This window comes from Streptomyces sp. ID05-26A (genome assembly GCF_033794685.1).
Lineage (GTDB): Bacteria > Actinomycetota > Actinomycetes > Mycobacteriales > Pseudonocardiaceae > Lentzea.
In genome coordinates, this window is record NZ_JARAYZ010000003.1 from 441,928 (window position 1) to 454,613 (window position 12,686).

At 70.6% G+C, this 12,686-nt stretch carries 9 protein-coding genes; 1 reads left to right on the forward strand and 8 read right to left on the reverse strand.

Annotation, left to right across the window (positions count from 1 at the left end):
• Nucleotides 1-12 precede the first annotated feature (12 nt).
• Nucleotides 13-567 carry an SMI1/KNR4 family protein gene (locus PV646_RS29455; RefSeq protein WP_500345542.1) on the forward strand — a complete coding sequence of 185 codons (555 nt, stop codon included), beginning with the start codon at nucleotides 13-15 and terminating at the stop codon, nucleotides 565-567.
• 57 nt (nucleotides 568-624) lie between these two features.
• On the opposite strand, the gene PV646_RS29460 is transcribed toward PV646_RS29455, so the two are convergent.
• The 8 genes from PV646_RS29460 to PV646_RS29495 all read right to left on the reverse strand — a co-directional run bounded on the left by PV646_RS29460 (nucleotide 625) and on the right by PV646_RS29495 (nucleotide 12,685).
• Nucleotides 625-2,115: a thiopeptide-type bacteriocin biosynthesis protein gene (locus PV646_RS29460; RefSeq protein WP_500345543.1), complete on the reverse strand. Its 1,491-nt coding sequence runs from the start codon at nucleotides 2,113-2,115 to the stop codon at nucleotides 625-627.
• An 18-nt stretch (nucleotides 2,116-2,133) separates the two neighbouring features.
• Nucleotides 2,134-3,645: a YcaO-like family protein gene (locus PV646_RS29465; protein ID WP_500345544.1), complete on the reverse strand. Its 1,512-nt coding sequence runs from the start codon at nucleotides 3,643-3,645 to the stop codon at nucleotides 2,134-2,136.
• Complete coding sequence (locus PV646_RS29470; protein WP_500345545.1) at nucleotides 3,642-5,297, reverse strand: hypothetical protein; 1,656 nt, start codon at nucleotides 5,295-5,297, stop codon at nucleotides 3,642-3,644. Before PV646_RS29470 ends, PV646_RS29465 begins: the two co-directional genes overlap by 4 nt.
• Nucleotides 5,298-5,302: 5 nt before the next feature.
• Nucleotides 5,303-6,382: a hypothetical protein gene (locus PV646_RS29475; RefSeq protein ID WP_500345546.1), complete on the reverse strand. Its 1,080-nt coding sequence runs from the start codon at nucleotides 6,380-6,382 to the stop codon at nucleotides 5,303-5,305.
• On the reverse strand, nucleotides 6,379-8,796 hold the full coding sequence (locus PV646_RS29480) for a lantibiotic dehydratase (protein ID WP_500345547.1): 2,418 nt from the start codon (nucleotides 8,794-8,796) through the stop codon (nucleotides 6,379-6,381). Before PV646_RS29480 ends, PV646_RS29475 begins: the two co-directional genes overlap by 4 nt.
• Nucleotides 8,793-8,966, reverse strand: coding sequence for a thiazolylpeptide-type bacteriocin (locus PV646_RS29485; RefSeq protein WP_189157712.1), 174 nt, complete (start codon nucleotides 8,964-8,966; stop codon nucleotides 8,793-8,795). Before PV646_RS29485 ends, PV646_RS29480 begins: the two co-directional genes overlap by 4 nt.
• A 105-nt stretch (nucleotides 8,967-9,071) precedes the next feature.
• Nucleotides 9,072-11,756, reverse strand: a complete 2,685-nt coding sequence (locus tag PV646_RS29490; protein WP_500345548.1) for an AfsR/SARP family transcriptional regulator — start codon at nucleotides 11,754-11,756, stop codon at nucleotides 9,072-9,074.
• 305 nt (nucleotides 11,757-12,061) lie between these two features.
• On the reverse strand, nucleotides 12,062-12,685 hold the full coding sequence (locus tag PV646_RS29495; protein WP_500345549.1) for a TetR/AcrR family transcriptional regulator: 624 nt from the start codon (nucleotides 12,683-12,685) through the stop codon (nucleotides 12,062-12,064).
• Nucleotide 12,686: the final 1 nt, after the last annotated feature.

Sequence of the window (12,686 nt, forward strand, 5' to 3'; positions counted from 1 at the left end):
ACCGTGGTCGTCATGAGTCTGGGGAAGCAGTTGTCGTACGTGGACGAGATCGTCCGTCTCGTCGGTCACCATGCCGGTGGCTTCCGGCCCGAGCTCGACTGGGAGTCGGTGGAGCGGGAATTCGGTCTGCGGTTCCCGGCGGACTACCGGGCGTTGCTGGACCGGTTCCCGGGCGGTGTGTTTCGCGGCGGTTGCGTGTACGTGCCGAGCCCTGTGGCGAACGCCGGGCAGCTCGAGTTCTTCCGGCGCAACCTCGCCGAGATGGTGGAGATCTACGGCGACGAGGGCAACGGCTATCTCGACCGCGTTCCCCACCGGATGTTCCCGGAACCCGGCGGGTTGTTCCTGTGGGGGCAGAACGATTCCGGTGGCTCGTTCTGGTGGGTCACCGACTCGGATGACCCGGACCAGTGGAGGGTGGCCTACAACGACAGGGACGACTGGCACGACCATCCCGGTCCCATGTCCAGGGTCGTTCACGAACTCCTCGTGAGCACCGATGAGGACAACCTGCTCGAGTGGGACCTGTCCGGCCGGCCCGTCGAGTGGGGCGGCGAGTTGACCTAGTGCCGCGACCGGCAACCTTCGCCGCGTCTTCGACGCTCAGCAGGGTGTCTCGCGGCACTAGGTGGCCAGTGGCAGGAAGTAGACGAGAGCGTCGTCCACGCCGTCGAGCCCGATGACGTCGTGGGCGATGTCGTCGTAGAACCCGCCGACGAGTCCGGTGCGGATGCCCAGGTTCGCCGCCGTGACCGTGAGATTCTGGGCGAGGTGCCCGGCCTCGGTGAACGCGAACCGGAGCGCGCGCAGTCCGTAGGTCTGCCGCAGTGAGCCGAGCCGGATGTACAGGGCCAGGACGGCAGGGGTGCCGGAGAGTTCGGTCGTGCCGGGACCGAACCACATCGAGGTCGCCTCCAGGTCCTCTATCGGCGGTGCCTCGCCGAACCAGGTGAGAGCGCGCTCGACCTCGTTGACCTCGTACCGGCCTCTCGCCAGGCCGTCGACGTTCAGCGCGATGAGTCTGATCCTGGCGCAGTACTGCGCGCCGGCGCTGGGGTAGGGCCAGCGGCCGTCCCTGGGGGACATCGAGTTCCACAGCAGGGTGCCGAGCTGTTCGGCGTTCAGGTCGCCGGTGAGGTCGCGGCTGGTCCTGCGAGCCCTGAGCGTGTCGGTGTCCACTGTGGAGGGTAGCGAGGTGGTGGCGGGCCACTGCTGTCTGGCCGGTGCGTTCTCGCGGGGGAGCTGGTCGTTGAAGCCCGGCAGGAACTTGCTCGCCTCCAGGTAACGGCGGTCCGGCGCGGTCTCGCCGTCGTCGTGGAAGTCCGTCAGGCCGTTGGGGGACATGGCGGCGGCCGCGGTCGTCCAGCAGATCATGCGCTCTTCGTTGGGGGTGATGCCCATGCGGTTGAGCAGCATGTGCAGCTGGGAGGCCCAGACGTACGGCAGCCAGACGTCGAGGTGCTGCTTGGCCTCGTTGATCGTGGTGCGCCAGTGGGCGACCGCGCCGCGTGGCTCGCGGTGCCAGCGGGCGGCCAGGTCGCGGCCGCGTTTGGCGAGCAGTTGGTTGGCGGCGTGCTGGGAGCCGATGGTGGGAACGGGCGCCTGCTCCTGGACGTTGCGCCAGCCGGAACCGAGACTGCGCAACCAGCTCGCGGCCTGCGGCAGGTTCAGGTCGAGCGCCTTCGCCGTGGCGATCGTGAGGTCGATCGCGGCGGTGAGTCTCGCGCTGTCGGTGTGGGTCGCCTTGAGCACGGCGACCGCCACTTCTGTGCTGTGGCAGAAGACCTCCTCGGCGATCGGCAGAGCGGCAGGACCGCCGTACCGTTCGGTCTCCGGGACGTACTCGACCTCGCGGACGTCGCCGTGCGGCAACCAGTCCGGGTCGCCCTCCTCGTACTCGAAGTCCTGGGCGGCGATGAGTTCTCGCAGTCGCACTTCGAGCTTGTCCACGTTCTGCGCGTTCCTGATCCTCACCCGCAGGTGCGGGCCGGTCTCCCAGTAGCGCAGGAAGTACCACTCCTGGCCCGCCATCACGGGGGCGAGCGTCTCGGCGACGAAGGTGTCGAGGTCCGCTCGGTTCCAGTTCACCCTGCAGTGCAGGCCGGTCCAGGTCACAGCTGCTCCAACGGTGGTTCAGGGGAACGGGTGGGGGTGCCCGGCGTGGAGGTCCAGGCGGGGCAGTCCGGTCCGGCGGTGCAGGTGGCCGAACGTCATCGGCAGCGCGCCCGGCACGAGGACCTTGGCGGAGTGCACGCCGAGGGTGTTCACCGTGTGCGGATCGGACTGGTCGACCGCGATGAGTTCCAGGTCGTTCGCGCTCAGTTCCTGGGTGTAGCGGTCGAGCAACTCGCGCAGGTCGGTGTGGGTGCGCCGGTCGGGGAGGACCTGGGGTGGCTTGTCGCTGACCAGGTTCGTGTACCGCTCCCTCGCCTCCGGCAGCGTGTTGACCGCGACGTGGTCGTCCATGCTCCTGACCTGCGCCGGGTCGTCGAGGAGTCGCAGGAGGCGTTCTCTGCGGTAGTTCCCGGGGTTTTCTCTCGCGCGGTCGGCGTAGGCCTCGACGTCGACGGCCACCTCGACCGCTGCGGACCGCAGGGCCCTGACCGGGTCCGGACTGGCGCCGGCGGCGAAGAACGCCTGGGGCAGGCCGGTTCTGGTGGTCCTGGCGAGGGTCAGCACGGCCGGGATGCCCAGATCGTTGGTGGCGTCGAGGAACAGCAGTTCGTAGCCGAGTTCCTGGAGCCGGTCGGTGAGGTGGTGCAGCAACGGGTCCGCTGGGAGCTTGATCCTGGTCAGCGGTGTCTGGGCGTACCAGGCCATCAGGAACGCGTCGCGCTCGGCGACTTCGAACAAGCCGTGCAGCACGGCCTCGGTCAGGCTGTTGCCGAGCCCGCAGCCGTTCGACGTCTCGTGGACGAACCGCTGTTCCGGCGGTGTGTGGGCGGCCCAGTACGCGACCTGCTCCGGCACCAGGACCGGCTTTCCGCGGGTGTACGACCAGCCTTCCGCCCAGCGCATCCTCAGGTCCGGGTGGTAGGTGTTGCCGAAGTCGTTGAGGCCCAGGCGTTCCGGGTCGAGGGCGTGGTCCGGTCCCAGCTCGGCGAACGAGGCTTCGCGCGGGTCCGGGTGACGCGGGCGCATGCCGTTGAGACGTTCGATCGCCTCGAAGACGGCCACGCGTTCGGCCTGCTCGAACGACGTGGTGCGGCCGTAGCCGGCGGTGTGGGAGTCGAGTTCGGCGGTGACGGTGGCGAGCGGCAGGTTTCCGGTGCGGTACAGGGCGGTGACCGGTCCGTGCCGGAAGTCGACCACGGCGTCCTTCACCGCTGTGCTCTTGTTCGGTGTGCGGAGTTCTCCGTTGGGGGTGCTGGTGTCCTCGTGGGGTTCCGGGACCGGTGCGCAGCAGGTGCCCGGCCTGATCCGGTGGGTGGACACCAGGCCCAGGTCGGTGCGGATCGCGATCACGGTGTCGTGCGCTTGGTCCTCAAGCGCGGCCACCAAGGGCTGGAACGCTGGAGCGATCAGGCCTTTCAGTTGCGCGTTGGGTGGTGCCTTGGCCGTGGCGAGCCGGGCGGTCTCCGCGCAGCCGACGCAGACGTTCGTCGTGGGGCCGATGAGGGTGAGCCCGCCGTCCTCGCGGATCATCGGTACGCCCTGAGGCCGGCGGCGCGGAGTTCGGGGTCGAGGTCGACCGGCCGGACCCGGACGCCCGGCAGCCTCGCGATCGCTTGCTGGAACCGGTCTTCGCGGTCTCGCACGTCGGCGGGCCAGTGCCATTGTCTCGTGACCCAGTCGGGCTGATCGGTTCTCCGGTGGGGGAGGGCGCCGTTGAGGTGTGCGGTGCCGGTGCGGCCTGCCTGGGCGTACCCGGTGGCGGCGAGCGCGGCGAACGCCACCGCGTCGGCCGCCGTCGCCTCGACCGCCCACGCGAGGACGCTGCGGCCGTTGCTGATCTCCGCCTGGTAGACGCCCTGGGCCAGACGCTCGGTCCGGACCACCGCCGGGACGTTGAAGCGTGCGGTGAGCGCCTTCCACCACCGGTGAGCCGTCGGGTCGCTCGTCCACTCGTGTGCGTCGGCCGGTTCGCCCCGGTGATGCCTCGCGGCCAGACGCAGTGCTGCGCCTCGGGCGTGGGTGTCGTCGATGCCGATCACGCCGTCGGACTTGAGGGCGTTCAGCGCGGCGTTGAGGCGGGCGGTGTCGGCCGTGGTGCCGATGCCCAGGGCGTCGCCCGAGATGGCGAGGTTGGCCGGGACCTGGAGGAGGGAGCCGAACTGCGGGGTGTCGACCGGGCCCAGTTCGGTGTCGGTGAGGGCGTCGAGGGCTTGCCACGGGTCTGCCGTCGGGTCGCCCAGCAGGAGTGGGTGGTAGGTGGCGCTCACCGGGGTGGCGCGGGCTACCAGGGCCATCGGGTAGGTGGTGTCGGTGGCCGGGTCGGGCAGACCCGCGACGGCGCAGACGAGGCGGTGGACGGCCGCGGAACCGATGAGCGTGGCCAGGACTTCGGACGGCTCGCCGGTGAGGCCGATTCTTGCGGCGGTTCGCGTAGTGACTTCAGTGTTGAATGAAGTGAAGGGTTCTGCGGTGGGAGGGAGTACGTAGCCGACTTCAGCTCCGCAACCTGCGAGGACGAGGAGATCACCTGAGGAGAGGACGAGGTCTCGGTTGTCTGCTGAGACAACGAGATCCCGGTTGCGGGACAGGGCGGTCGTGTCCTTTTGGCAGGGAGACGTTGTCTCCGGCGCACTCCTCGGAGGCTGAACCGCCGGCGCGACCGGCTCCGCCCCAGCGCTGGGCCGCCGCACCGCCACCTCCGCCTCAGCGCTGGGCCGCTGCACCACCACCTCCGCCTCAGCGCTGGGCCGCCGCACCACCAACCCCACCGCCTCCGCCGACCGGACAGCCGCGACCTCCAGCACCCCGCGCCCCGACACCACGACCGTGGCCGCACGCAACCGCCGCCACGCCTCCACCGGTTCCGCGGCGGCCGACTCCAGCCACGCCGCCACCTCCGGAGCGGGCGCGTCCGCACCCCACGACGGCATCTCGACCAGCATGTCGTGCTCCCACAACTGCTCCAGGATCAACTCGACCGCCGCGCGCACCACGTCGGCTGTCCCGTCCGGAACCTCCAGCGAGGCGCGCGGGATCCCCGCCTCCAACTGCGGTGCCAGTCGTTGCCACACCTTCCACAGGCCGGAGCCGCCGGTGAGCGTGCAACTCGAGGCCCAGCCGCGCAGGTGCAGACCGTCGGCGGTCCGGGTGGCCTGGACGACCGGGCGCAGCCGTACGAGCACGCGCGTCACCCGACCTTCGGCAGTGCGGCGAACTGCTCGGCCCAGGTGGTGCCGAGGACCTGTTGCGCGGCGTTGGCGAGGAGGTGGGCCGCGGCGTAGCGCTCCATCGGGGTGACGTCGCAGATCGCCAGCAACTGGTACAGGACGTTGGTGCCGACGCGGTAGACGGCCATCGCCCTCGCGATCGCGGGGTCGGAGAGGTCGACAGTCCACATGGCGTTGTGGAAGTCGGAGAACTTCGTGCGTTCGCCGTAGTTGTAGCGGCGGATCGCGCTCTCGTCGCCGATCTCGTAGGCACGTTCGCCGTGGCGGGGGTTGGGATCTGCGGTGAGCAGGCCTGCGTCGTAGCGTTCCTGGGCGGTGAGGCGCAGGGCGATGGTCCAGGTCTGCCAGGCCGCTTCGAGGTGGGTGGTGGGGTGGCCCTGCGCCACCCGTTCGACCAGGGTGTGAGCTGCGGACGCGTTTGCGGCCCATATCGAGTCCAATGTGGACCGGACGCTGCCGTCCGGATCACTGGCCAGCAGGAAGTCCTCCACGTGCGAGACGAACGAGTGGTAGCCGTACTGCAGGCCGCCGGGGTAGCGGCTGGCGTGGACGGCCATCGCTGTCAGGGCGAGAGTGGCGCGGGGCACCGAGAAGGAGTGGTGTAGTGCCGGAACGCCCAGGCGGAGTCCCTCGGCGCGGACGGCGATGTGTGCCTCGGACAGGAGCGCGCTCAGACGCGTGTCGTCGGTCGGCTCGATGCGCACGGAGTTGTTGGGGTGGAACGGGGTGAACGGAGGTAGCAGCAGCTCGGCGACGGCCGCGGACTCGGCGTGGGCGAGGAGTTCGGCGTCCGGGAGTTCCACTGTGGACGGATGGGCGGCCAGGTAGGAGCGGAGCAACGTGGCCACCAGAAGCGCCGCCGTGGAGGAGGACGCGCCGGACAGCACGACCCGGACGTGCGGGCCGTGCCGCCAGTGGCGTTCGACGTGGCCCACGACGTCGGGGAACGCGGCCTCGGCGGCGGCCAGTGCCGGCAGCACGCCGTCGCGCAGCAGCGGCGCCTTGACCGGGTCGTGGTAGTAGCAGACGACGTCGGTCATCCGGCCCTCCGATAGGTCTCCGCGACGATCTCCAGCACCTGCCCGGACGGCACGGGCAGCGCCTCGGTGAGCCGGACGTGGTCGCCGTAGCGGGACGTCAGGCGCGGCAGGCAGCGCAGGTGCAGTGCGTTGGTGAGGTCGGCGTACTGCGGCTTCGGACCGTTCACGCGTGCCTCGAAGTCCTCGCGCGAGGTGATGACCCCGCCCATGCCGGCGAACAGCTCTGCCGGCACGCCGTACCGGGCGCGCAGTGCGGTCGCACCGGTCACGGACGAGAACGCCTCTTCCAGCACGGCCGAAGGGAAGTCCCAGTACCGTCGGCCGAGCACGACGTCGCGGTAGCGCAACCGGTCGGCGATCCGCACGTCGCCGACGGACGAGACGGGTTGCAGCGGCGAGAGATCGGCCGCTCCGCAGGAGAGGTCGGCGTGCAGTGCGGCGGAGCGGTCGGGCAGCGAGATCGGCATGAGGTAGCCGAGGTACAGCACGTCCAGCAGGGCGCCGCTGTCCCGGCGTCGCAGCCGCAGCTCGTCGTTCTCCTGGTCGTGGACCACTTCCAGCGCGTCGGGCGTGTAGTCGGCCCAGTGCGGGTCCTCGCCGATCTCCGCGCGTCCGAGCAGCGGGTGCAGGTTCGGGTTGAAGCCCTGCACCGGCCGGTACTCGGCGAAGCCGCGCGGGAAAACACCGTCCAAAGTGGCCCGGACGGTCGCGTAGGCCTCGGGCGGCAGCAGGTCGAGGAACCGGCCGGGGAAGCGGCCGAACCCGTCGTATATGTGGTTCACCACCAGGCCGTCGGGTGACGGTTGGGCGAAGAACGAGTACGAGACCGGCCGGGTCTTCATCCACGCGGGCAGCAGGTCCGCGGCGGCGGAGACCACCTCGTCGGTGATCACGCCGTGCCGCATCAGATCGGCGACCTGGGCCCTGCTCGCCCCGAGACCACCGGTCGGCGCGCCGGACATGGCCTCGTGCAGCACCGGCGCGCACTCGGCGAGGCGGGCGGTGGCGCCGCGACCGTACGCCGTGACGAACAGGTCGCGCGAGTGCCGCCGGATCGCGAGGTGCCGGTCGAACAGCATGAGCAGCGGGGTGAGCCCGGCCAGCGACCGCACGCCGTCGTACCCGTGCGCCCGGCCGAGCCGGACCGGTTGGGGCAGCACGACGTCCTCGCTCAACGGCGTCAGGCCGCCCAGGTCCACGCCGACGACGGAGCCGAGTTCCTCCCACGCCGCGAACAGGGCGGCGAGCGCGGCGGGCCTGCCCGCGGCGTCGATCTCGGCGAACGCCAGGGTGTCGCGGTGGATCGAGACGACCCGGTCGGCGAGGTCGGCGCGTCCGGTGTCGCGCAGCCACGAGGCGAGAGAGGGGCAGGCCGCGGGATCCTGCGGGTCGACCGGCAGCACCGGCACGAGCAGCTTGATGTCGAGCAGCAGCGCGACGTAGTGCTGCGCGCGGTCGGACTCGCCGTCGGGCAGCCGGGTCGCGAGCGCGCTGGCGAGTTCGGCGGGGCTGATGCCCTTCGGGTTGGCGCCGGTGAGGCCGACCAGGAACTGCAGCGGCGCGCTCGACGCCAGTTCCACGTCCTCCTGGATGCCGACGTACGCGCGCAACGGCCCGCGGGCGGGGACGTCGCGGCGGAACGTCATCCGGCCGCCGTCGAGGTGCACGTCGGGCGCGAGGCGGTGCGGGTGGTCGAAGAGGTGCGCGCGGTCGGCGAGCAGGGCCGCGATCAGCCGCGACAGCAACACCTGGTTGACGCGCGTGACGGCGACCGGCGTGCCCCAGTCGGGTGCGGGCGCGTCGGGGGACCAGGTGGCCCAGCCGACCGCCGCGTACCAGGACAGGGGACTGGTCTTCGACGTCGCGCGCAGGGCGTAGCGGAGCACGGTCGGTTCGGCCTTGCGGGAGCGCTTGTCCCCGGCACCGGCGCGCGCGAGTCCCTGCCACAGGTCCCGGCCGCTGAACACGGCCGCCTTCCGCACGGACTCATTGCCGCACAACGACGTGAGCACCTCGCGTTCGGCGGCCAGCGCGTCCGGCAGGAGCTGGTCGATCTCGGCGGACAGCGCCGTTCGCTGGTCCATCGCGGACAGCCACTCGCCGAATTGCGGGAAGCGCGACGCCACAGCGTCGGCCTCGGCGCGAAGTGAGGGGCGGGGCGACCGTCCGTTGTGGACGTCGCGGCGCAACGGCAGCACGACCGCGCGGTGGTAGGAGTCGGTGTGCGTGCCGGCGCTGTCGTGCAGCAGGTCGGCCACCGGGCCGGTCAGCGCCACCAGCGCGGCCTCGACCGCCGCCAGCGCCTCCACCGCCCGCCGGAACGGCGCTGCCGTCGCAGCGCCGTCCGGGTGCGGCAGGGCCGCCAGGCGCACGAGTGCGTATGGCGCGGTTTCTCCCTGCACGCGATCGCTCATGCCTGCTGGACGGGAGGCTGGGTACAGCTGCTGCACGACGAGCTGCCGCACGAGCACGACGAGGCGCCACCGGAAGCTCCGGACTCCGGCAAGGCGACCGAGTCGCGCAGGGAGGTGACCGCCAGGTCGCCGAGCTCGAGGTCGTCAGGGTCGAACGAGAGATCCTTCATGCCGTGTCCTCACGTCTTCAGTTGTTGTGAACTCGCCCGTGGGCTGTTCGAAACAGGCTGAAGAAGCGCGATACGGCACGGATCGCGCTTTGCTTGATCGCACGTTCAGAGACGTGAACGGACCTCGTCGGCCTTGGGCTCGCCCAGTTCCTCGAACAACGTCACCGACTCCAGCCAGCACTTCTCGGCGCCGCGGCGGTCACCGAGTCCGTCCAGCGCCAGCCCGAGGTTGTCGAGCGACTCGGCCTGCCCGTAGAGGTCGCCGATCGCCCGGAACGTCTCCAGCGCCCGGTCGATGAACGACACGGCCTCGGGGAAGTCGAGCAGCCCCCGGTACACCTCACCGATGTTGTTGAGCAGGATCGCCTCGCTGTACGGGTCCTTGATGTCCTGGCGGATCTCCAGCGACCGCAGGTACCGCGACAGCGCCACGTCGAACCGGCCCGCGTCGGCGTGCAGCAGGGCGACGTTGTTGAGCGTCACGGCTTCCGTGTGCAGATCGCCCAGCTCACGCGCGATCTCGGCGCACTGTTCGTAACACGCCAGCGCGTCCTCCGGCCGCCCCTGCGACATGTGGACGATGCCGAGGTTGTTGAGCGCCGGAACCTGCCGGGACTTGTCGCCGGTCGCGCGGAAGATCGCGAGCGCCTGCCGGTTGCACTCGATCGACTCGTCGTGCCGCCGGACCTCGCGCAGCGCGATGCCCAGCGTGATCAGCATCCTGCCCTCGGCGCTGCGGTCACCGACCGATCGTGCGGCGGCCAGCGCGACACCGTGCGTGTCGATCCAGTCCGCCCAGTGCTTGCGCAGGTTGAAGAAGTCCCACAGGCATTGAGCGAGGCTCCAGGACTGTTCCGGCAGGTCGTGCTCCGCGGCGTCGCGGATCGCGGCGACGAGGTTCGCGCGTTCGGTGTCGCACCACAGCAGGGCCGCGTCCCGATCAGCGAACTCACGCGGGTGCACGGCCGGGTCCGCGGGACTGATCTCCAGCTTGCGCTGGGGGTTGAGCCGTTGCGCACTGCGCCACGACGTCTGCACGTACCAGTCGAGCACCCGGCGCCGCGCCAGCGCGCGGGCCGGCGGTGGTTCGGCGGCCATGACCTGTTCCACGGCGTACGCGCGCAGCAGGTCGTGCAGGCTGTAACGGCCAGGAGTGTGCTGCTGCAACAGGTGTTCGTCGAGCAACGTCTCCAGCAGGTCGCCCGCCTCGTACGCGGTCAGCCCGGCGAGCGCGGCGGCCGAGTCGGGGGTGACGTCCTCCCCGGGGTGGAGTCCGAGGAGTCGAAACAGACGCCTCTGGTTGTCGGGCAACGCCTGGTACGAGAGGTCGAACACGCCCCGAGTGCCGAGACCGCCTCCCTGTTCGAGCCGGTCCACCAGGTCCTGCGTCGTCCACTGTGGACGGCGGGCCAGGCGTTTCGCGGCGAGTGCGACGGCGATGGGCAGATGTCCGCACAGCTCCGCGATCCGTTGCGCGGCATCACGATCGGCCTTCACCCGGTCCTCGCCGGCGATCCGGGCGAGCAACGCCAGGGCCTCGTCCGGCGTGAAGACGTCGAGGAAGACCGACCTCGCGCCGTCGAGCCGCAGCAGCGTGCGGCGGCTGGTGATCAGCACCATGCACGTGGAACTGCCGGGCAGCAACGGCCGCACCTGGTCCTCGCCGGCGGCGTTGTCGAGCAGCACCAACGCGCGCGTGCCCGTCAGCCGGTCGCGGTAGAGCGCCGCCCGTTCCTCCAGCGACTCCGGGATCTGCGCGCCGGGCACACCCAGCAACCGCAGGAAGCTCTCCAGCACCGCGGACGGCTCCGCGGGCAACTCGTCGGCGTCGAAGCCGTGCAGATCGGCCCACAGTTGCACATCCGGATAACGCTGAACGAGCCGATGCGCCGCCCGGACGGCCAGCTTCGTCTTGCCGACCCCGGCCATGCCCTCGATCGCGGAGATCACGACCGTGGTCTGCGGCCCCGGTTCGCACAGCTTGCGCAGCTCGGACTCGCGCCCGGTGAACTCGGCGATGTCCATCGGCAGCTGCCGATGCGCGTTCAAAGCCGCGGGCGAGGGCACCCGGCTTTCGAGGATCACCTGCTGCAACTGGCGCAACCGCGCACCCGGCTCGACACCGACCTGCTCGACCATGTGCCTGCGGGCCGTCGCGTACGCCTCCAGTGCCTCGCCGCGGCGGCCGGAGCGGTCCAGCGCCAGCATCAGCTGCGCCCACAGTTCCTCGCGCAACGGGTGCAGCGCCGACTCCCGCCGCAGCCGGTCGATCACGTCGTCGAACCGGCCGAGTTCGAGCGACGCCCTGGCGAACCGCTCGACAGCGGTGAGCCTGCGCTCCTGGATGCGGGTGAACTCCGCGCGCAGCAACGGTCCCGCGTTCAGCTCGGCCGTCGGGATGCCGTGCCAGTTCGCCAGCGCCTGGCCGAACAGGCCGGCCGCGGCTTCCGTGTCACCGTCCGAGAGCGCGGTCTCGCCGTCGCGCACCAGTTGGTCGAACGAGTCGAGGTCCAGTTCGCCGGGCTCGACGCGGAGCTGGTAGCCGTGGCCAGGACGGGTCATCAGCCGATCGCCGAGGACCTTGCGCAGCCCGGCGACGTAGGTGCGAAGGTTCGACTCCGGCGACACCGGCGGTGAATCCCACACCGCCTCCGTCAGCTGTGCGACGCTGACCGCCTCGTTGGCGTGCAACAACAGCATGGTGAGCACCGCGCGCTGCCGGGGTCCGCCCAGCTCCAGCAAAGTGCCCGTCCGCCGTACCGCCAGCGAGCCGAGCAGCAGGAACTCCACAGGTTGATCGCTCCTCGATGATCCAGGCATTGGGTGCACAGCCATACTCGCGCACTTCCTGACGGTCTGTGCACGGCCTGGGCGAAATCTGTGCACGCCCCCTGTCATCTTTGTGTCCAGATCCGGTACCTGCGCCGCAGGCCCGAGAAACTCACCGGGAGTGGGGGTCGGCGCAGTTGCCGGATCTGGTTCCCCCAGAACCCGGCCGGCGTGTGAAAAGTCACCGCGCACGTCGGCCACCTTTCGCAAGACCGGTGGCCCGGGCGGGTCCCCCAGACTGATTCCCGGGCCACCACCTTGCGACCTCAGCGCCCCCAGCGGGCGCGCAGAACCTGGGCGAACACCTCGAACTCGGCCGTCATCGACACCTCGTCCGGTTGGAGCAGCCACTGCTGCTGCAACCCGTCGATCACGGCGATCGTCGTGCGCACCACCGAGTCCACCGGCGCCTCCGCCGCGATCTCGCCTCGTTCCTGGCCTGTGCGCACCGCTTCGGTGAGCCACCGCCGCAGTCCGCTGTAGTGCTGGAGCACCCACGCGTGCGCGGGATGGGCGGGTTCGGTGGCCTCGGCCGCCAGGCGCACGAACAGGCCGACCAGATGGGGACGGGCCGAGTTGCGCGCGATGAGGGCGGCCAGCGCGTCGAACGCCGCCCAGCCCAGCGGAGGACCCTCGCTTCCGGCCAGGAAGTCGCCGTCCTGGCGGTCGCGTTCCTCCAGCACGGCCGTCAGCAGCGCCGCCTTGCTGGGGAAGTGGTGCAGCAGACCGGACTGCGACAGCCCGGTCCTCGCTGCCACGGCGGCGACCGACGTGCCCTTGAAGCCCGTCAGCGCGAACAGTTCCGTCGCGACGGCCACCGCTTTGGCCCTGGACTCCTCACCGGAGACGTCCACCCGCGACCTGGTCCGATACCTCGGCGGGACCGACACC